The sequence below is a fragment of the Synechococcus sp. W60.1 genome (assembly GCF_047461575.1).
Lineage (GTDB): Bacteria > Cyanobacteriota > Cyanobacteriia > Thermostichales > Thermostichaceae > Thermostichus.
In genome coordinates this window covers 112,218-132,994 of record NZ_JANSHL010000003.1, presented here as the reverse complement: position 1 = coordinate 132,994, position 20,777 = coordinate 112,218, and the positions used below count along the sequence as shown (strand labels likewise).

The 20,777-nt window shown below is 59.2% G+C and carries 15 protein-coding genes; 2 read left to right on the top strand and 13 right to left on the bottom strand.

The genetic code is table 11. The features are described 5' to 3' along the window. The 9 genes from carA to NW805_RS04455 all read right to left on the bottom strand — a co-directional run bounded on the left by carA (nucleotide 1) and on the right by NW805_RS04455 (nucleotide 13,842). Nucleotides 1-1,188 (bottom strand): glutamine-hydrolyzing carbamoyl-phosphate synthase small subunit, encoded by a 1,188-nt coding sequence (gene carA / locus NW805_RS04495; RefSeq protein ID WP_414421780.1) that lies wholly within the window; start codon nucleotides 1,186-1,188, stop codon nucleotides 1-3. Nucleotides 1,189-1,249: 61 nt separating this feature from the next. After that, nucleotides 1,250-1,795 carry a Tfp pilus assembly protein FimT/FimU gene (locus NW805_RS04490; RefSeq protein ID WP_414421779.1) on the bottom strand — a complete coding sequence of 182 codons (546 nt, stop codon included), beginning with the start codon at nucleotides 1,793-1,795 and terminating at the stop codon, nucleotides 1,250-1,252. Between the two features lie 14 nt (nucleotides 1,796-1,809). Further along, nucleotides 1,810-2,955, bottom strand: a complete 1,146-nt coding sequence (locus tag NW805_RS04485; RefSeq protein WP_414421778.1) for a type II secretion system protein J — start codon at nucleotides 2,953-2,955, stop codon at nucleotides 1,810-1,812. 50 nt (nucleotides 2,956-3,005) lie between these two features. Beyond that, nucleotides 3,006-3,758, bottom strand: a complete 753-nt coding sequence (locus NW805_RS04480) for a prepilin-type N-terminal cleavage/methylation domain-containing protein (protein ID WP_414421777.1) — start codon at nucleotides 3,756-3,758, stop codon at nucleotides 3,006-3,008. 57 nt (nucleotides 3,759-3,815) lie between these two features. Next, nucleotides 3,816-11,165, bottom strand: coding sequence for a hormogonium polysaccharide biosynthesis protein HpsA (gene hpsA, locus NW805_RS04475; protein WP_414421776.1), 7,350 nt, complete (start codon nucleotides 11,163-11,165; stop codon nucleotides 3,816-3,818). Between the two features lie 155 nt (nucleotides 11,166-11,320). Continuing rightward, entirely contained in the window at nucleotides 11,321-11,917 is a 597-nt protein-coding gene (locus NW805_RS04470) for a response regulator (RefSeq protein ID WP_414421775.1), read from the bottom strand. A gap of 104 nt (nucleotides 11,918-12,021) precedes the next feature. Continuing rightward, nucleotides 12,022-12,645: a pentapeptide repeat-containing protein gene (locus NW805_RS04465; RefSeq protein ID WP_414421774.1), complete on the bottom strand. Its 624-nt coding sequence runs from the start codon at nucleotides 12,643-12,645 to the stop codon at nucleotides 12,022-12,024. Nucleotides 12,646-12,731: 86 nt separating this feature from the next. Further along, nucleotides 12,732-13,571: a DNA-formamidopyrimidine glycosylase gene (locus NW805_RS04460; protein WP_414421773.1), complete on the bottom strand. Its 840-nt coding sequence runs from the start codon at nucleotides 13,569-13,571 to the stop codon at nucleotides 12,732-12,734. A 46-nt stretch (nucleotides 13,572-13,617) separates the two neighbouring features. Then, the gene (locus NW805_RS04455) at nucleotides 13,618-13,842 is read right to left on the bottom strand and encodes a photosystem I reaction center subunit IV (protein ID WP_011432873.1); all 225 of its coding nucleotides are present in this window, start codon (nucleotides 13,840-13,842) and stop codon (nucleotides 13,618-13,620) included. Nucleotides 13,843-13,961: 119 nt separating this feature from the next. On the opposite strand from NW805_RS04455, the gene NW805_RS04450 reads away from it, so the two are divergent. Both NW805_RS04450 and NW805_RS04445 read left to right on the top strand, forming a co-directional pair. Further along, entirely contained in the window at nucleotides 13,962-14,846 is an 885-nt protein-coding gene (locus tag NW805_RS04450) for a penicillin-binding transpeptidase domain-containing protein (RefSeq protein ID WP_414350373.1), read from the top strand. 116 nt (nucleotides 14,847-14,962) lie between these two features. Next, nucleotides 14,963-15,115, top strand: a complete 153-nt coding sequence (locus tag NW805_RS04445) for a chlorophyll a/b-binding protein (RefSeq protein WP_011429120.1) — start codon at nucleotides 14,963-14,965, stop codon at nucleotides 15,113-15,115. Between the two features lie 236 nt (nucleotides 15,116-15,351). On the opposite strand, the gene NW805_RS04440 is transcribed toward NW805_RS04445, so the two are convergent. From NW805_RS04440 to uvrC, 4 genes are all read right to left on the bottom strand, one after another. Next, nucleotides 15,352-17,028 carry an NAD+ synthase gene (locus tag NW805_RS04440; protein WP_414421772.1) on the bottom strand — a complete coding sequence of 559 codons (1,677 nt, stop codon included), beginning with the start codon at nucleotides 17,026-17,028 and terminating at the stop codon, nucleotides 15,352-15,354. Nucleotides 17,029-17,077: 49 nt separating this feature from the next. Continuing rightward, nucleotides 17,078-18,301: an ATP-binding protein gene (locus tag NW805_RS04435; RefSeq protein ID WP_414421771.1), complete on the bottom strand. Its 1,224-nt coding sequence runs from the start codon at nucleotides 18,299-18,301 to the stop codon at nucleotides 17,078-17,080. Next, a complete protein-coding gene (locus NW805_RS04430; RefSeq protein WP_414421770.1) occupies nucleotides 18,279-18,401 on the bottom strand; it encodes a hypothetical protein in 123 nt (40 codons plus the stop codon). The genes NW805_RS04435 and NW805_RS04430 overlap by 23 nt, the downstream gene beginning before the upstream one ends. A 210-nt stretch (nucleotides 18,402-18,611) precedes the next feature. Beyond that, on the bottom strand, nucleotides 18,612-20,483 hold the full coding sequence (gene uvrC, locus NW805_RS04425) for an excinuclease ABC subunit UvrC (RefSeq protein WP_414421769.1): 1,872 nt from the start codon (nucleotides 20,481-20,483) through the stop codon (nucleotides 18,612-18,614). Nucleotides 20,484-20,777 lie beyond the last annotated feature (294 nt).

The following is a 20,777-nucleotide window of genomic DNA, read 5'->3' as shown; positions in this document are numbered from 1 at the left end:
CTAACGGGAGCGGTGCTGCAGCATCAGCTCCACGAACTCGCGGAAGAGGTGATCGGCGTCGTGGGGGCCGGGGCTGGCTTCCGGGTGATACTGCACGGAAAACAGGGGCAGGTGACGGTGGCGGATCCCGGCCACGGTACGGTCATTCAAGTTGAGGTAGGTGATTACCACCCCATCGGCGGGGATCGAAGCGGCATCCACCGCAAATCCGTGGTTCTGGCTGGTGATCTCCACTTGCTTGTCCAGCCCACAGGGATGGTTGAGGCCCCGATGGCCAAACTTGAGCTTGTAGGTGGATCCCCCTAGGGCCAAACTGAGAATCTGATGGCCCAGGCAGATCCCAAATAGGGGCTTCCCGGTTTGCAGCAGCGCTTGCGTGGTGCGGATGGCAGTCGTCTCAGCGGCGGGATCCCCTGGCCCATTGGAGAGGAAGATCCCATCGGGGTTGTAACTCAAAATCTGCTCCGGGCTGGCATTGGCCGGCAACACCATCACCCGACAGCCATAGCGGGTAAGGCGGCGCAGAATGTTGCGCTTAACGCCGAAATCCAAGGCCACCACCCGCAGGGGCGGCTCCGGCACTGGGATCCCTTGGCTGCGGCCATAGTCCCAATCGGCAGGCGTAGGCTCCAGCCACTCGTAGGGTTGGGGAGTAGTAACTTCCGCCACCAAGCTCAACCCCTGCATGGAAGGAGCCTGGCGCACCCGCTCCAACAAAACCTGGGGATCCAAAGTCTCCGTGGAAAGGGCCCCGTTCATCACCCCCTGAGAGCGCAGCCGCCGTGCCAAAGCCCGCGTATCTAACCCAGCAATGGCCGGGATCCCATATCGTTGCAGGTATTCGGGGAGGGTGGATGTAGCCCGCCAGGAGCTGGCCAGGCGAGACACATTGCGGGCAATCACCCCCGCGACTTGGGGCCGAGCCGATTCTTCGTCCAGCTCATTGACTCCGGTATTTCCCAGCTCCGGACAGGTGAAGGTAACCATCTGCCCCCGGTAGCTAGGGTCGGTAATCACCTCCTGGTAGCCGGTCATGCCCGTGTTAAACACCACCTCGCCCACCGCCGTGCCCGGCGCCCCAAAAGACCAACCGGCAAAGGAAGTGCCATCCGCCAGCACCAGCAAAGCAGGCTGACGAGCCTGCCAAGGGAAAGTTTTTTCCTGAGGGATCAGGGAAGGAGAAGCCATGCTCCACCCAAAAACATCGGCCTGACCATCCTACCCTCTTTCAAGAAGGTTGCAAGCCTGGCTAGTCTTCTGCATCTGTTCTACTTGCACAAGCCGGGTCGTTGTCCTTGAGGATAGTGCCTATCAAGGTGATCACCACCACGCAGCGGTTTTCTCCCTGAGAGTAGGTGCTGCTGACCACAAAGCGACCCAGTTGACGGGCGCGGCCATCGGATTCAAAAACCGCCCTTCCGTCATTGAAGGTGTTGGCTACAGTTACAAAATTGTTCAGGCGTAGCCGCTGACAGGGGGTAGGTTCATCGCAGAGGCCCTCCTCATCCTGGATAACCAGAGTCGGCACGTTTGGCTCTGAATTGTCCACCCCCACCACCCAAGCTCGGCCCAGGAGAGAGGCTCTGGCGTTAGTGCGGGCAGTGCGCAAGGCTCGCTCCACCCTGTTCTGCGCATCCTCAAGCTGGATCCGCGCCCAGATGTTGATCCCAGAGGGAACGGCCAGCACGGCCAGGATGCCGATGATGACCACCACCGCTAGGACTTCTGTCAGCGTAAAGCCCCGGGATCGAAAAGGCTGAGCTCGGCCAATTGCTTTTTTCTCCAAGGCCAACATGGTGGACATTCCCCCTAGGAGAGCGGACGGTTGATAACACCACGAGCGAAGACCCGAGTTTGCAGCGGCAGCAGGTAGCGCGACACCTGTGAGATATCGACGCTGGTAGCGTCCTGGATGTAGCGGCGGAAGAGACCGGGATTGGCACGCTCCATGGCCGTGGCAGTGATGTTGATGATCACATCCTGCGGTCGGTCAGCACCGGGGCTTTGCCGCACGCAAACGTAGAAGCCCACGTCGTTTTGGTTATTTCCCAACCCCGAGAAGGTGACGCCGTTGGGTCTGCCGCCGCCAAAGGCATAGCCCTGCGGGCAGAGGGGCGCAACCTGCGGACTTCCCTCCCGGCTGCTGAAGATGTTGGAGACCAAAGTTGTCAGGCGGGGGCCATCTGCCCTGCCGGCAATGGGGATTTGGCGCGCTCGAGCTTGCTCGGAAGGCCAAGCAAGGAAACCATCTCGGAACGGATCGGGATCCTCAACAAAGAACGGGCTGCGACCGGCGCAGTTGTTTTGACCCTGAATGTTGAAGGGTCGCAATTCAAAACGGTCGATCCGCGCGTTGCCCTCCCAGGGAGTTGTTGAACCATCCTCCAAGTTGCCAGCGTTGTTGTAGTTGCGGCGCAGGTAGTACACAACCAAGGTGTAGATGCCGCGGCGGCTGACAAGGGTTTCCCAATCCGCATTTCTACCGTTTGTGCGCGGAAACTCAGGAGGTGGTTCGGCGGGCAAGGTGGCACGGCCTTCTCGGATCTGTTGTAAGGTGGGGTTGCCCGCGTAGCATCCTTGCGGGATCGGCTCCAGCTTCCAAAAAGCAACAACCGGAATAGCGCCCGCGGGTCGCCGGATCCAGCCCGGCTCGTAAAGCCGCTGGATAACATCCGGGATCCCATCTCCGGGGGGCTGTTGAGGGTCACTGGGCCGTTCGGTGTCGTTATAGATGTAGAGAGCCTCCGCCAGATCTTGCTGGATATATTCCATGGCCTGCGTCAGCTCCGCCTGCACCTGGGTGCGGCCCGTCTCTTCCCGATCCAGCCGCATCGTCTCGATGACAATCATCGCGGTGGCCAGGAGAAAGATGGAGGCAACCAGCAGTGAGACCAACAGCTCAATGAGGGTAAACCCCGCACTCTGGTAAACCCTGTGGCGAAAAACCTTGAACATAGGAAAACACCACCTTTTTGTGAGCCTGCAGGAGGAGCTTACCCGTCGCTTCAAAGCGAGGTAGGGCTTGGGCTGGGCAGCGGGAAGGCATTGCAGTTGTTGGTCGGTGTTCCACCTCTGGCTTGAACATCGGCCAAAACGGCGCGGCAAACATCCCCCAAATTGGCGGCCAGGTTGACTTCTACAATCGAGCTGGCCATGGGAAAGAGCCAAACATCGGCATTGGCCAAGTTCTGATTGGCGGAGACCGTCTCAGCGCGCAGGCCAGGAAGAGCTTGCCGAGTGTTTGGATCAAAAGAAAAGCGGTGGTAAACCCTCACCCCCATGCGAAAGCTGCAGGGAACCCCCTGAATGACCCTGTTTTCGCGCCGGTCGATGCAAGGTGCCCCTGCGTCGCGGAAGGTTTGGATGACGTATTCTTCGGGGTTACGCCCCGGCACTTGAACCCGAGCCACGCGAATGGAATAGTTGTTCCCCTCTGTGTCCATGTTGGTGGGAGGTGGGGTATTTGCCAGCGGGTTGGCTCCCACCCTGGGCAGACGGGCCAGTTGATCCGGATCCTCAAAAGCGCGAGGGTTGGCAGCCAGCTCGATATCCACCAGAGTGCGGATGCGGTCTACCTCTTCCTGGGCTAGGCGGTTGGCCAGCTCCACCCGCTCGCTCATGGCGCGCCGGTAAGCAATTACCGTGAGGGTAGGGGCCAGGGCGGCCATGGCCAGGGCCACGAGGACGACCGAAGCCAAGACTTCAATGAGGGTGAAACCCTCCGCTTGGTGTTGCTGCCAAAGCCGCCACTTGTTCATGGATCCCTCCCTCTTCTGCCCCTACCCTAAATCTGCCCCTGACCGGCCAGGTCAATATCAGTTAAACTCCTCGCAGCCACCAATCCGGGCAGACGGATCCAACTGCACACCCGGCTGATTCTGGAGTGCGCAGCGCAGCCGCCGCACGTACGGATCCTGAGGATCCAACTCCCGCAAGAACTCAGTGCGGGCATTGGAGGGGAATTGGAAGCGAGCCGACACCGCGCTGGGACGACGGGCAATTTGCAGGCCCACATCGTAGCCGAAGCGGCGGTTGGGTGGGTAGTAGTAGTCGTAGCCCCGCACAAAGGTTGGATCGGCTACCAGATCGGGTGGCTCAAAGCTGTGCTGCAGGAAGGGGCCGGTAGCATAGGTGCTGTAGTTGAGCTGGATCATCGAGCCGCTGAAAAAGAGGTTGACATCTCTCCACAGCTCGTTGAGGCGCAGGAAGTTGTGCATGCCCCCGCCCGTCTGATCCCGCCGAGACGGGATCACACCGCTGATGGCAATGGCATTTACCCGCGTTTCCCTGGCCGGCTGGAGCTGCCGGTTTTGGGTGCCGTTGTCGTTGCGGCGGCGCTGGTTCAAGTCGGCTGCGGCTGGGGCCAGCTCCTGGAAGCGCGGGATCGGAATGGGCCGACGGGTCACCTCGTCCAGGATCACCCCCAGCACGGGGTTGCTGCCTGCAAAGCCGGTGGTGGGCTTGTTCAGATCCAGGGTGAAGGGCTCTACGTCCACCCACTCCGGTTTATTGCCACTGCCGCCATCCCGATCAACCTGCACCTGGATGGTGTTGCCGTTGGGCTTGACGTAGAAGCAGAGGCCATTGCGAATATCTTCACTGCCCTTGTGGTTAATGTAGTATCCGTCCGCATACTTGGACGCGGGAGTGTAGGCTTGGGTCGCGGCGCTTTTGTTGACGCGGGCGTAAGGGTTGAGCGCCATCTGGGGTTGGATCTCTAGCTCTGGCCGATCCGGCAAGTCTAACCCAAACAGTGGATCCCGCTCCAAAACATTTGAAGGCTCCTCCAGATCCCAAATGCCATTCTTGTTGAGATCCTCGAAGGTAGGATCGGCACCTTTAGGAGAGGTACGCAGAGTGCTGGGTCGGCTGTCACCGGTGTAGGCGGTGTACTTGAAGCGGTCGTTGAAGTTGGGGCGAAATACCCCCGGCACCCAGAAGCCACCGTCGGTGGGAGTGACCTTTTCTTCTGAGTCACAGCGAACAGTTCCATTGGGATTGAGCAATCGCCGCCGCAGTTGCCGCGCCCAGTCGTCGGTGCCTAGGCTAAGAGTTCCGGAAATCGGAGAAGCACCACTCTCGGCAGGGCGAATGCCGGGTTCTTTGCTGGGGTTGGCGATCTGGCTGGAGAGCAAATTGCCTCTCAGTCCGGCGCGGGCAGCATAGGCGGGCTCACCAAACATCCAATTGAAGGCCGCCTGCAGAGCCTCGGCAGGGTTGGGCCACTTGGGCGGCTTGGGCACTCCCGCCTTCACCTCCAGCACCGGCGAGAGCTGCGGCTCCAGAGCAATGGTCACGCCTTCAGTAGAAGCCTTGGCCACCGTGTTCACGCCGATCGTCTCCGGCTCTGGATCGGCTTGGATTTCGTGGACAGGGCGCAGCTCCACCGTGTTAGGCTTGGCCGCCATCCACTCGCCGAAGGGGCTCTTGCCGGGAGCCTCAGGCGCAAAAGTACCCGGCCCGCAAGGCCGCCCTTGACAGGTCAAAGATTGGGTCTTCGTTGCAGTGCGCGAGCAGGTTGGGCTGCTGGTGCTGGCGATGAGGGTGCCCGTCTGGGTTTGGGTAAAGGTTTTGGTTGTGCCGCAGGCGATTTGGTCGATGACCTCATCGCAACTGGCCGGCGACCAAGGTCCCCAGTTGTAGTTGCAGATCTTCTGGCAGGTGACCGTCTGGGTTTGCTGCCTGGTGGTGGTTCCGCAAATCGAGGTGCAGGTTTCGGTGCGGGTCTGAGTTATGGTCAGGCCGCCGTTGGCCACCGTACACTGAGGAGTCCAGTCTGTGTAGGTGCAGGTAGCCCCCGGAGGCTGGCAGGTAAAGGCTCGGGTTTCGGTTTCGGTGAAGGGGCTTTGGCTGGTACAGAGCGGCGTTACCGTGCGGCTGCGGGTTTGGGTGATGCTGGTGCCGCTACACTGCTGCTGCTGGGTACACTGAGGCGTCCACTCTGACCAAGGCCCGTAGTTGTACTGAGGGTAGCAGGTGATCGTCCGAGTTTGCGGTGTTGGCGGAGTGCCAGGGCAACCGGCAGGCAAGGTGGCAGTTCTGGTTTGGGTAATAGTGGTTTGCTGACAGATGTTGGGGTCACACGCAGGAGTCCAGCCTGTCCAGATGGGATCGCAGTTGAGGGGGGTTGCGCAGTACTTCTGGTTGGGTGCCAAAGGCTTCAGCGGATCCGGCTGGCAAGGTTGGTTTACCCCCTGCAGCGGCTTCAGGTACCGCAGGTCGTAGTCTTCTAGATCGCTGCCATCGCGGGTGGCAAAGCGCAGGGAGGCACCGCCGGTATTTTCGTAAGTTTGGATCTCTATTAAGTAGGGCGAGGGCTGGGATGGATCCGCGCACTCCAGCTCTAATCGCAGGGTGACCAGGTTATTGCCGCTATCCTGCCAGGCTTCGGCACCCGCAGCATTGGGCCCTAGGCTGAGCGGAGTTCCGTTCCAGGCTCCATTGTTGACAAAAGTGGCACTGGAGCCGTCCCGCCGTCGAATGATCAGCCGCACGCCGTCGTCGCCGTTGAGAATGCGGTAGCTCTGTAGGCCAGGCCAACGGGGATACAGCTCCCCTACCCAGCGCACCACGAAAAAGTCGTTGCCGTTGTTGTTGCCATTTGGCCCGCCCCCACTTCTACGCCGCCAACAGGAACGCTGGAAGTTGAAGTGACTTGGAAAGTTGAGGTCATCCGCGTCGATGAGGCTGTTGTTGCCACCGGCCTCCCCACAACTGGGCATCCAGAACCAGTCGCCGCGATCCCGTCGATCTGGGGTGCCAGCCGGCGCCGACAAGCGGCAAAGGGGCTGCAGGATGTCAGACAAAGAGCCGTTGCAAGTGGGGAAGTTACTATATAGCAAACGCTTGAAAGGCGAGTGAGAGTTCAGCAATGTGCTAGTGCCAAAAAAGTACTGGAAGCCTCCCCAAGAGGGGAAACCGCTACCGCTGCGGGCAAAGGGGGCCAGGTTGGTCGGGTTATCGATAGCATTGCGCACGCAGGCCCAGCGTTGGTCGTTGGTGCCACTTGGATTACAGGTAGGCGCATTGGTGGTATAGCCATTGTTGTACTGACCAATGGCATTAGGCACTCCTTGCGCCGGGAACACCGGATCCGGCCAGCGCACTGCCCGCAGGTAGGGCAGGTTGGCCTCTTGGGCGGCTGGAGGCAGGGGGCCTACGGCTCCGCTGGTGGCAAACCCTGTGTTGCGGTTGTACTGGTTCTGCGGGCTGGTCAGCCAGCCGTTGTAGTACTCGGCCAATAGGCCACCGCCTCCTTCAGGCTCGGGGCAAGGCCCAAGTGGAGCCACCAGCAGCCAGCGGGAGGTATCCAGCACCGGGTTGCCCAAAGCCGAGATGCGCACCCCAAAGTTGGCATAGCCCGTATCGGGTGCCCGCAAGAGCCGCACTGCCGGCACGCCACCGCCCGCCGTTCTGTCATCGTTATTGGGATCCGAATCGGCGTTGTCGAAGGGAGCCAGAATGGTGTCGCGGGCAAACACATCCGGCCAACCCGGCTGGTTGAGGTTGTCGCCCAGGTTCTGGGCCCCGTTGGTGTTGTCAAAGCGCAGAACGCCAGCACCAGCGCTATTCGGATCCGGAGCCGGCCAGTTGTTGCCCCGGATCACCAGCGCTTGGTTGAGGAAGGAGGTGTTGGCCCCTAGGTTATCCCCGCTGCAGCCGTAGTAGTCGCTGCGGCGAGGTGCTGAGGCCCGTCCATCGGCGAAGTCTTGGCCAGCCACATAGTTGCTGCCGCCGCCATTGAGGGTGCCATCCTGGACAAAGGCATCATCAATGCTGCCATCGCAGAAGTCGGCAGAGAGAATGTTCACCGAGTCGCCCAAGACCTCGCTGGGCCGCCAGAGATCGGCAGGCTCCCGGCTATTGTTTGGGTCTACCACCCGAGCAAAGCGCCGGTTTTCATTGGCCCGCCGCCGCCCGTAGAAGTTGCTGTAGAGGCCAGTTTGCGGGTCGAACTCAAGGAGGGTGGTGAACTCCTCTAGCCGTCTCCCGTCCCTTGTCTGATGCAGGTTAAAGTCCCCTTGGATGTAGACAGGGTTATCGGAAATGAAGGACAAGCCAAAGAGAGCTTCAGTAGGCTTGATGTCGCCACTGGGGTTAAACACACTGCGGGCCAACACTGCCCCGTTGCGCAGCCGGAAGCCGTAGGGCCGCCGATCCGGATCCGCGTAGTAGTCCACCGGCTTAGGGCTAAGTCCGGCATCGGAAACAGGGGGATCCCAGACCGTTTGGCCATTGGCCGTGTCGCGACCCGGCTGGCCGGCGTTCATGATGCCAGCACTACCCAAGTCGCCGCTGGCATTCTTGTTGCGCCAGTTGGTCAGATAAGTGCTAAAGGTGCCCAAAGGTGGGCGGGCAATGGCATCTTCCCGCACGGCATCTTCCCGGAAGGTGTAGAAAATCCCCCCTTCTCGGTTCTCGCCAATGCCGGCAGGCAGCCAAGTATCTCCGTTGATCAACCCGTTCTTCTGTCCGTTGACGTTGTTGGTCAGCAGGGCCAGGTCGATGTTGAGGGCCCGCACCGCCATTGCCTCGCGGCCATCGTAAAAGACGGAATCTTTGAAGGGCACGCGATGACACTCGTTACCAATCCGAATGAGATCAAATTGGTTGCTATTGGGGCCAGCAGCAGTGCAATTGGCTGGGGCATGGGGCAAAGCCCAGTTGCCAATTCCAGAACGGGGCTCCAGAGCAACCTCGTTTAAGTTGGTTACAGCCTGATAGCTGACTGTGCTCGGAAGGAAGGAGTAAGCGCTGCGCCGCTCCGTTTCCAGGGTATCCGTCTGGTTGAAACTGGTGGTCGGGAAGATGTAGCGCAGCGGCAGATAAAACCGATTGGCCGCCTCTCGGTTCCCAGCTCGGCTGGCTTGAATGTCGTTCCAGAGGGTTTGAGCCGCTGGATCCCCGGCATTGGCAGCCGCCTCAATGCGGAGCATGTTGTCGGCCAGCATGCCCAACATGCAGCCTGCCGTTTGCAGGGTGGTTTGGTCAGCTAGGCTCAGTTGGTTAACAGAGGTGCCTCGGTTGACGATATCAATAACCCGCCGCAGCTCCGAGAAGTTGCCAAAGGCCGTAATAAACGGATCCGGGTGAATGCGGACTGGCTCCTGTCTGGGTGGATAGGCCCCGTCAGGATCGCCGGCAAAATTGGCCAGGTTGGTGAGGGCCGTCCACAAGGAGGTGCCCCGAGCTAGCCGAGCCTGCATCGGGGTTGGGTCATATTCCCAGACATTGGTGCCCTGCCCGGTGAAGAAGTTGATGCCCAGTTGGGTGCGCTGGTCGCCGGTGGGGAAAGTAGAAGCCCGCTGCAAGCTCCAGGGAGAGCCGGGGTGGGCTACCGTGGCCAGGCAAGCAATGGGGAAGCGCCCATCTCGGTGGCTGTAGTGGTAAACGGCTGTAGCCTGCACTGCCGCTGGGTTATCTCGCAGGGTTAGCCGTTGCCGCGCCTCGTTGCTGATGAAAATGGCCTGCAGCTTGGTGGGATCGTTGGGATCCCCAGACGGCACCAGAGGCAAAGGCAAAGAATCGGTGCGGGTTAGTTCCAGCCGCTGCCCCACAATCACCCGCAGACCTTCCACACGGGCCCGCCGCTCCCAATAGCCATCCAAGCCCACCTCGGAAAGGGCGCCTGGGGGTGGGTTGTCCTCGGTCAAAGACTCATTCTGGTTGTTCCTGGCATCAGCAGGAATCGGGCTACCGGCACCGACACCAAACCTCTGAGCAAAGGTGTCCACGTCGCAGCCCCTCTGCGGGTCAGGTTCGACCGGTGGACGGTCATAGCTGGCCTTGGGGCCAAAGCGGTTGTCGGCCCGATAGACATCGTCTACATAGGGAGGGCAGACCTGGTCGGCACCAGCCTGAAAACCACCGGCCTTGATCCGCCCAGGGCTGAGAGGGTTCTTGGCGTTGAGAGGAGAAGCCGCCCACCTCGCCGCATCTGGAGCATAGGATCCCCGGGTGCGAATGCGACCGAAAAGGTGGAGCTCCAAGGGATCCAGCGCCACATTTTCTGGCTCTACCTGGTTCTGCACCGAGTCAAAATTTTGGTTGTTCAACCGAGCCAGCACATTTGGCGCTACGTTTTGCTGGCCAGAGTGAACATCGAAAATCAGAGTATCGCTCACCTGCTGGCCGGCGTAGCCAATGGCCCCTGCCACCAGCTCTCCAAAGGCAGTGATCTCAGAGTTGTCAGAGGGCATGTAGAAGCAGGATTGCTCCGAGCTGATGGTGAAAGCCCGGAACAAGTTGTTGGGGGCATAGCGGAAGAAAAGGCTGCCGCCGGCGTAGATGGCGCCGTTCCAGTTGTAGCCGGGGGTGAAGAAAAACTCTAGGTCGCCGCGGCTGAAGGCCCCCCACTTGTTCAGCAGATCCCGCTTCCGATCCTGCTGGAATTGCAAAGCCGAAATGGCGCGGGTGGTGGAGTCGGCACCCGCAATAGGCAAGGTGACGGCATAGACTTGAAAGGGCTTGTACAACGCAGAGCCAACCTGGAACCAATCCCCCACGTTGGGGTTGACCGTCTGTTCAGCCGGAGAATCGGTACACCCCGCCAAGGCCGAACCCTGCAGTGGCCCACTGCGGATCAGCAGCCGCCGCGCCCGCTCGGTATCCGTCAGGTTAGCCTCAAAGCCGATGCCGGCAGCCCGACGGGTGTTAAGGATGGTATAGGCGGTTACGGAGTCGTTGACGCCGTTGTTGTCGGTGTCCACCAAAAACCACCAGGCTGGCGCCCGCACTTGCTGAATGTTGCTTCCGATCACAAACTGAGTTTCATCGGGGAGGATGTAGGGATTATTCTCATCCCTAGGGATTAGTTCTTCCTCCCCGTCATTAATCAAGGCTGCGACAAGCTGCGCATCGGTGGGGGTACCGGCGGGAAGGCGAGGATCCCGTACCAGATATTCGATCTTGGCCCTGGCCCGGTCGATGGCGGCATTCAGTTGCCGGCTGACGGTTTGCCCTGCCCGTTCCACCTGGGTTTGGATGCTGCGCTGGGTCGAGCGGGTCAGCAGACCCACCGTCACCAAGCTCAAGACCAGCACGATCAAGATAGCGACCGGCAGGACGAAACCGCGCTCTCGCATCTGGCGCCGCTTCACCTCTACCTTCAAGGAGCTGAGCAGGCGCAAGACAAGTTTGAGCAGCAGCGGGGAAGGAGCAGACATGGCCGTATCTCAGATAACGCAGGTGAGAAGGGGCACTTGGGCAGATGCCAAGATAGCAACAGTATGCAAGGGATCCGGAGTTTCGGACATCCCCACCGCTGGGGGGAGCTGCCAGCCCCCTCTCTGCAAGATTCTTAAGAATCCTCAATATCCTTTCACAAAATCCCCAGTTGTTGCGCCTTGAGGAGGGCGGTGACGCGGTCGCTGGCATCCAGCTTGCGGTAGGCGGTGCTGGCGTATTCTTTGACAGTTTCGATGCTCAGGCCCAGGCGGCGGGCAATCTGCTTGTTGGCCAGGCCCTCCTTCATCAGTTGCAGCACACACAGCTCGCGGGGGGTGAGCTTGGGCAGCTCTTGTTGGGCGGGCAGCCAGTCTTGCTGGGGAGCAGCCACAATTTGCCGGATGACGCGGGCCAATTCCGCCGGGTCGGTTTCTTTGGAAAGGTAGCCTTTGGCCCCAGCACGGCGAGCTGCCTCGATCAGGGCAGGCTCCTGAAAGGTGGTCATCAACACCACCACCACCGGCAGGCCCAGCTCGGTGATTTGCTGGCAGGCGGCGATCCCATCCCCATCCGGCATGCGCACATCCAAAATGGCTACGTCGATGGGGCAACTGCGACAATGGTGGACGGCCTGGGATCCCGTCTCGGCTTCGGCCACCACCTCAAATCCTTGGGCTTGCAGGGCAAACTTCAGCCCCAGCCGGAAGAGGGGATGATCGTCGGCAATGAGAACGCGGACAGGGGAAGTCATGGCAGGGGATCCCAGCCGAGGGGGTGCTGGTTTTAATCTGCCCAAGGGGGGATCCCAAATAAAGCGCCCTCACCCCCAGCCCCTCTCCCTTGGGGAGAGGGGGGTTATGGCTTCACCAAGACCATGCCGCGGGCCTGGGGGTCAAAGGTGGGATCCAGCCGGGTTTGGGCATTGTACAGGGCGCCGGTCAGATCCGCCCCCTCCAGAAAAGCGCCTCGCAGGTCGGCCCCCCGCAGATCGGCATTGTGTAACTTGGCCCCTGTGAGGTCGGCGCCGGTGAGGATGGCTCGACGCAAGTCGGCCCCGCTTAAGTTGGCCACCTGCAGATTGGCACCCGTCAGATCTGTCTGCTGCAGGTTGGCCTGCGCCAGATCGGCTTCCCACAAGAAAGCCCCTGCCTGAGCTGAGCCACTCAGATTGGCCCCTCTCAAATCGGCCAAGTTGAGGATCGCTTGGGAGAGGTCGGCAGCTTGGAGATTGGCCTGTCTGAGGATCGCTTCTTTTAGGTTGGCCCCCCTGAGGTCAGCTCCCGGCAGTTCTGCCCCCGTCAGGTCGCAGGCGGGGCAATCTTTGCTGGGAGAAACAATTTGGGATCGGCCCAGTTGGGCATCCAACTCCAGTTGGGCAAAGGCCGCAGCCGTCGGGATCCCCAGCGCCAACAGCGCTCCCGACCAGAGGCGACTTCCCCTCATCAAGGGCTTTACAGGTTGGAGCCGTGCCCATCCCATGGTTTTCACCGGGATCCCCTCCTACTGCTGATGGTAGCCGCTCTGGCCCATTTCCCCAGGGATCCCCCATATCTTGAGGAGCGCCACTAGCTCTGTTGCGGCTGGCAGCGGGGGCAAAAGTGGGCCGAACGCCCTGCCAGCTTGATCCGCCGAATCGGATGGCCACAGACGCGACAGGGATCCCCTTCCCGACCGTACACCCACGCTTGCCCTTGATAGTTGCCGTTGAGCCCACGCAGATCCCGGTAATCCCGCAAGGTGGTGCCCCGCTGCTCCAGCCCGGCCCGTAACACCTCGATCAAAGCTTCTCGCAGGCGTGCCTTGGCCACATCCGAAAGCTGAACTGCTGGCGTCAAAGGGTGAATGCCGCTCAGAAACAGGGCTTCGTCGGCGTAAATGTTGCCCACCCCGGCTACCAGCGATTGATCCAGCAGCGCGGTTTTAATAAGACGGCGGCTCTTCTGCAGGGCAGCCTGGAAATAGGCCTCAGAAAAAGCTGGCGAAAAGGGCTCCGGCCCCAAAGTCTGCAGGGTGGGGATCACCGCCTCCAGCTCAACACCGGCAGGCACCAGCCACATCTGGCCAAAGGTGCGCTGATCCACAAAGCGCAAGTCCCACCCTTCCTCGAAGGCCAAACGAACACGAGTGTGAGCTGATAAAGGGGTGGATCCCTGCACCCAGAGCAACTGCCCGGTCATGCGCAGATGCACACCCAGAACAGCTCTCGAATCCAGGGATCCCAGGAGATACTTTCCTCGCCGCTGCCACTGGGTAAAACGGGTGCCAATCAAGCTCCGCCCAAACATCTCCCCTGCAGGGTAGGCAATGGTGCGGGCCAGGAGCACCTCCACCGCAAGTATCCGCGGCCCCAAGGTGAGGCGTTGCAAATCTTGCCGAACTGTTTCAACTTCCGGCAGTTCAGGCACAGAACGACTTGCTCAAGAACACAGTCCCCGGCATCAGAACTTTGGCTTAGCTGGCCGCAGCTTTGGCCTTGGCTTTGGGAGCTTCCAACACTTCCAGTTCATCTTCGCGGAAGTTGTTGGTGTTGATGTTGTAGTAGTTGATCTTGTCAAAGCGGACGATCACCGGGTAGAGAATGCCGCTGGTATCCACCGCCGCAACCGTTCCCACATCCCGGTACCAGTAGGATTCTTTCCGCAGCACACGGACTTTGGCACCACGCTGAATTGCCATGAGGGTTATCTCCATTGACCTGAACTCAGATTACCCTAGTCCGTGAGAAGGCTGCGATTTCCGAATTTTTGTAACAGGGATCCGCTTTTGTCTGGCTGGGTTTTCGGGGCCAACAGCAGATGAACCGTCGCACCTGTGGAGCCTGGCTGTTGGGTTCTGCTTTGACCTGGGGCTTGCAGGGGAAATCTGCAGGGCTGCCCCATCCGCGCGATTTTGCCGCCGTCCTCAACCTGAACACCGGTCGTTTAACAAGGGTTTGGCAGCCGGAGCAGGCTTCCAGAATCAGGGCCAGCCCTGGCTCAACCGTCAAATGCGCCGTTGCCGCCGCTGCTCTGCAGACCGGGATCAGCTCTGGGGAGCGCTTGATCCACTGCCCGGGTTGGTGGGATCCGCCGCCGCAATTGGGGTTGGGCCGGCTACCCTGCTGGGATCCCCGCGGCCATGGGGCTTTGAACTTGCGCCAGGCCCTGGCCCACTCTTGCAACGTGCATTTTTACCAGTTGGGCTGGGAGCTGGGGGCCGATACCCTGGTGGAGTGGCTGCGGCGCTTCGGCCTAGGGAGTGTGCAGAATACAACTCCGGCTCCGCTCTTGGCGACCGGTCTGGCTGGGCCGGTGGATCCCTGGGAGCTGTTGGTTTATGGGGGCGTGATTGCCCGCCGAGGTGTACCCCTTTCTGGCGAGGTCTCTCTGCCCGCTTTCTCTTTACCGGCTTGGATTTGGGAGGCTCTCCATGCTGGCATGAGCCTGGCGGCAACAGCGGGCACCTGTCGCGGCATTGCCCCAGAAGGGATCCCAGTGGCAGCCAAGTCTGGCACCATCCTCAATCCTCAACGACGAGGACGACCAATTCTCTGGGCAGAAGATTTTCAAGCCTGGTTGCTGGCCTTTTGGCCCCTGCCGGATCCCAACTGGACGCTGGTGCTGCACCTGCATCAGGGCAAAGCCTATGAGGCGGCCATTCCCCTGGCGCGGCAGATCATCGCCGCCATCGGCAGCGGGTGACCGCCTTGCTTGCGATCATGAAGAAATGCAAACTATACTGAAGGTCAAGTGCCGTTCTCGTTTTCGTTCTTTACGGATCCCACTCGCCATCGTTCCCATCTACCCTGGAGGTTCTCATGTCTAACCCCAATTTGTCTGAGCCCAAGTTTGGCTTTAACGAGTATGCCGAGCGCCTCAACGGTCGGGCTGCCATGATTGGCTTCGTGTTGGCCATTGTCATCGAAGCGGTGACGGGCCAAGGCGTTGCTTCCTGGCTGGGCCTGATCTGAGAGACCTCAACTTACCGCCTTTTGGCTTTTCCTTGGGTCTGCTGGCTTGCAGGCCCTTTCTTTATTGTATTGAGCAGGGTATTGAGCAGGAAGCGTGACTGCACCAGTTGTAGCCGTTCTGAATGGCAACAAGGCTTGAGCGGGCACCAACTACTCCAAGCAATTCCGACAGCGCCGAATCTTTCCCTTTCTCCCTCTGAGGGAGGAGCTGGTGTGAGGGTATCCCACTAGTTCCATTAGATGATCCCTTCTTGACGCTTGGCGATTGGCATCCGCCAGCCGGTGCCGAAGGCGCGATCGGTAATGCGTAGCCCAGGGGGAGCTTGGTGTCGCTTGAACTCGGCTTTTTGAACCAGCCGCAGCACCTGCTGCACGATGTCGGGTTCGAACCCTTGAGCCACCAACTCGGGGCTGGATTGATGCTGCTCGATGTGCCGCTGCAGGATCTTGTCCAGCAAATCGTAGGGGGGCAAGCTGTCGCTATCTTGTTGGCCGGGTCGCAATTCCGCTGAGTGGGGCTTGGTCAGAGTAGCAAGCGGGATCCGCTCCTGCTGTCGGTTGATCCAGCGAGCCAAGCGGTACACCCAGGTCTTGGGCACATCGGAAATCACCGCCAGGCCGCCGGACATATCCCCGTAAATGGTGCAGTAGCCCACTGCTAGCTCTGATTTGTTGCCTGTGGTCAGCAGCAGCCGCCCGAACTTGTTGGAAAGGGCCATGAGGAGGGTGCCGCGAATGCGAGATTGCAGGTTTTCTTCCGTGATGTCTGGGGGGAGGCCGGCAAAGGGCTCTGCCAAAAGCTGGTGGTAGCTCTCCATGATGGACTGAATCGGCAGCTTCAGGGTCGGGATCCCCAGGTTTTGCGCCAGTTGGTAGGCGTCGGTCAGGCTGCCAGGGCTGGAATAGGGAGAGGGCATGAGCACCCCCAGCACCCGCTCCGGCCCCAAGGCATCGGCGGCGATCACAGCAGTTACGGCAGAGTCGATCCCTCCCGACAGGCCCAATACCACCTCGCGAAAGCCACATTTGCTGACGTAATCGCGGGTGCCCAAAACCAACGCCTCGTACAGCTCAGCTTCCGGCTCGGTCGGCCAGCGGGATCCCGTAGTTGGTGGATTCTGGTCTGGGTTGGGAGACTGGGTCAACTCGTCCACATCCAGGATGAGGTGATCCGGCTGAAAGGCAGCGGCTTGGGCCACAACCCGACCCCGGCGATCCACGGCACAACTGGCCCCATCGAAGATGAGGTCGTCGTTGCCCCCCACTTGATTGACGTAGAGAATGGGCAGGGCGTGCTTGCGGGCCAGGGATCCCAGCATCTCCACCCGCAACTTCTGTTTGCCTAGGCTGAAGGGGGAGGCCGAGAGGTTAATCAGCAGGTCGGCACCGCAGCGGGCCATCTCTTCCACCGGATCCCAGTGGTAGCGGCGGTGCTGCCAAAAGTCGCGGTCGTTCCAAATGTCTTCACAAATGGTAAAGCCCAGGCGGCGGCCACGGTACTCGATGGGTTGGGGCTGGGATCCCGGCTCAAAATAGCGATCTTCGTCGAAGACATCGTAGGTGGGCAAGAGCGACTTCTGGAACCAATGGCGGATCTGGCCCCCCTCCAGCCAGGCAGCAGCATTGTAAAGGGGCCGACCCTCAGGCAGAGGATTGGGCTGCACGGATCCCACGACTACCGGAATGCTGGCCTGTAACCGGCTGGCCAAGTGCTGCAAAACCTGGCTTGCCCTCTCGACCAGGGCCGGATAGAGCAACAAATCGCGGGGTGGATATCCCAGCAACGCCAGCTCGGAGGTGATGGCCAACTCTGCTCCCGCCGCCGCCACTGCCTCAACCGCTGAACGGATGCGCTCAGCATTTCCGCTCAGATCGCCGACAGTGTAGTTCAACTGCAACAGCGCTACCTTCACCCTGCCCCCCATATGGTAAATCTCACCATAAGTGGCCCAAACCGAATCGTCAACAAGATTCTGCTGCGGGCAAGCGAAGAATAAACGTGGTTTGGTGGGCAGTGCTTTCCACCTGCAAAGAGCCGCCCAAGTGGTTGGCAATGGCTTGGGCCAGAGCCAATCCCAAGCCTGTTCCCCCCTGCTGCCAGGGATCCGAGTGGGGGATGCGATAAAACTGCTCGAAAATGCGTTCTTGTTCTTCGAGGGGAATGGTGGTGCCCGTGTTGGTCAAGCGCAGCTCCCAGCGGTCGGAACCTAAAGCAACAGCCTCTAGGACAATGTGTTCGCCGGCGGGCGTGAATTTGTGGGCATTAGTCAAAAGCTCACAGACCAAGCGTTCCAACAGGCGGGGATGGGTGTGCAGATAGGGCAGGTGGGGATCCCAGTGAACTTGTAGAGTTTGCTGCCGCTTGCGCATCTGGTCTTGGAACCGATTGATGAGAGGTGCCAAAAGGAAAGGCAAGTTAACCTTCTCAGAGGGCAGCTTAAGCCTATCGCCCAACAAAGTTTGTAGATCCAGAAGATCGTTAATTAGGGAGATCTCTCGCTCGCACGCCTGCTCCAGAACCTCAAGATACTGGATTTGCTTGGGGGTGAGAGGAGAAACTTGATGGCTCAGTTTCAGCAGGTGAACCGAGAGGCTAATGCTGGTAAGGGGAGTGCGCAGCTCATGGGAGACGGCGGCCAGGAAGTTATCCCTAATTTGGCTGAGTTTTTTCAATTCCGTCACCTGAGCCTGGCTGCTGAGGTAGAGCCTGGCCTGTCGCAGGGCAATCGCACACTGGGCCGCCATTTGCTGAGCCAAATCAATTTCCCAATCGCTAAAACTCTCCTCAGGGGGCCGGGCCAGCCACAGATCCCCAAGAATGCCCTGATCGTCCGCAATGGGGCAGGCCAGCTTGGTCAGATAGGGGGGCAGAGTGTTGGGATCCCGTTGGCGATCCCGAGCGCACAGTTGAAAGCACCAGCCTCGCCATAGCTGTTCGTAGAAGAGGGGAAAATCTCTCATCCAAACCCGAGCCCCGACCCCAGAGGTCGAAAGCGTCGTGTATTCATAGCTGATCAGGGAGTAGGTTCGGCGGCTATCGTAAAGGCCGACATTGCAAAAAAGAACACCCAAAAATTTTCCCAGCTCGTTCACAACCGTCTGCAAGATCTGCTTTTCGTCCAGAGTTGCCCGTATCTGATGGGTAAGGCGGCGCAGAATCGATTCAAACTGCAGACTGCGTTCCATCGGCAAGCTTGGCATTGGCAAACCGGTACCGTCCCTGCAGATCCGCACGAAAGATCCCGATGGGAGCATTCTCCAGGAGCACATCAAGTTCGGCCAGCATCAGGATCCCCTATGTTTTCGCAAGCAGTACTAGGGCACTAAGAACGCCTGCCCCTGAGATTATGTATCATTTTTGCTTTGAGCGATGTTTTCCGCACTACAAGTTCCCCCGTGATCTCGTAAAATCACGGGCGAGGAAGGGTGCTCAGGCTTCTGTGGATATCACCCCACCGAGTGCTGGGGGAGCAGGGATCCCTGCGCGGATTCTCAACTACTCCACCTGCGCTGTCTCCGGGGATTCCGCCTGAGTTTCCGGGTGAAAGTAGCGGTAAATCTGCCGGGCAATCTTCGGGCCAATGCCGGGCACTTGAGCCAACTGGTCTTCTGAGGCCACCTGAATGCGGGCAATCGACCGAAATTCTTCCATCAGCAGCTTTTGCCGATACTTGCCCAAGCCGGGGATCTCGTCCAGCGTAGAGGCATGTTGACGCGCTTTCCGTTGCTGGCGATGAAAGGCGAGGGCAAATCGGTGGGCCTCATCTCGCAGGCGTTGCAACAACAAGCGAGCCGGATCTTGGGCCGGCAACCGCAAGGGCACAGGATCCCCCGGCAGAAAGATCTCTTCTTCTCGTTTGGCCAAGGCAATTACCGGCAGGTGATCCAGCCCTAAATCTGCCAAGACGGCCATGACTGCCGACAACTGCCCCTTGCCCCCGTCGATGAGCACCAAATCCGGCTGATCCTCAGGGGTCATTTTGCTGAAGCGACGCCGGACCACTTCCGCATGGCTGGCAAAATCATCAGAACGACCGGGGCGCACCTCAGGGTTGCGAATCTTGTAGCGGCGGTAGTGCTGTTTGGCAGGCAGGCCATCGATAAACACCACCTGACTGGCCACAGCATCGGATCCCTGGATGTGGGAAATATCGTAGGCTTCTAGACGGCGGGGCACATCCGGCAAATCCAAGACTTCTGCCAAGCGCTCCAAGGCCGCGGCATCCCGATCCGCCAAGCGCTGAGTGCGGGTTAGCTCCAGTTGTGCATTCCGCTCAACCAACTCGATCAGCTCGGCTTTGCTCTGCCGTTGGGGGGCAACAAGGCTGACCTTGCGGCCTTTTTTCTGACTCAGCCAAGACTCCAGAAAATCGTGATCGGGCAATTCATACTGGGTCAAAATCTCAGAGGGAATTTCCACCGGATCGCAGTATTGATAATGCTCTTGTAAAGCCCGCTGCAAGATAAGGCCTGGGTCGTCACCGCGGTTTTCGGCCACAAACCCCAGCCGCCCCACCAACTTGCCTGCCCGCACCTGAAACAATTGAATGCAGGCTCGTGAATCATTCATGGCCAAGGCCAGAGCATCACGGCTGACGGTAGAGTTAGGCAAAGAGACCTTCTGGGATTCTCCCAATTGTTCCAGACCACGAATTTGATCCCGATATCGTGCGGCTGCCTCATAATTTTCCTGTTCGGCGGCCTGGATCATCTTCTCCTGCAGCTCTCGGATCAGCTCATCTGTCTGGCCTTGGAAGATCATGGCCACTTGAGTCAGCGTTTTGCGATACTCTTCTGGGCTGATCAAGCCTTGGCATACCCCGGGGCAGCGCCCAATGTCGTAGTTCAAACAGGTGCGATCTTTGTACAGAGGTTTGGGCCGTTGGCGCAAGGGAAAAATCCGTTTGACCAGTCCAAGGGTGTGGCGCAATAGACCAACATCCGTGTAGGGGCCGTAATATTTATCTTGATTCCGATCAAGGCGACGATGGCGGGTGATGTAAAGCTGGGGATAAGGCTCCGACCAGGTAATACACAAATAGGGATACTTTTTATCGTCCTTAAGGAGAACATTATAAGGGGGCTGATGGGTCTTAATCAGATTGTCTTCTAGGGCTAGGGCTTCACTTTCATTGTCGGTTACGATAAACTCGATCTCGCAAACCTGAGCTACCATGCGCTGAATGCGAGGGGACAGGTCGCCGGTGAAGCGGAAATAAGATCGCACTCGAGAGCGCAATTTCTTGGACTTGCCTACATAGAGGATCTGATCCGTGGCATCTCGCATTAAATATACGCCGGGTTCAGCAGGAATCTCCTTGAGACGGCTCTCTAGAACGTCACGGCTGTGAATCAGAGGGACGGTCATAAAGTTCAGTTCTACCGGGTAGAGTCAGGGATCCCATGACTTCAATCTAGCAAGGATATGGCTTTTCTCGGCAACACTGACTCCAACCCATGTGGAGACACAGTCATTCTGAACAATCATTCTGAACAAGTTTGGGAAGCTCGTCCTGCTTTCAAGCTCCAACCTGCTAGCACAAATGGCAATAGCTCGTCGCATCGCAGGATCAAAGTACCTCTTTTGACGGGTAGACCTCCATGATTTGGGAAGGATAAGTTGATTTGTGATTAACATAATTTTGTCCAGAGTTCTGGTAGT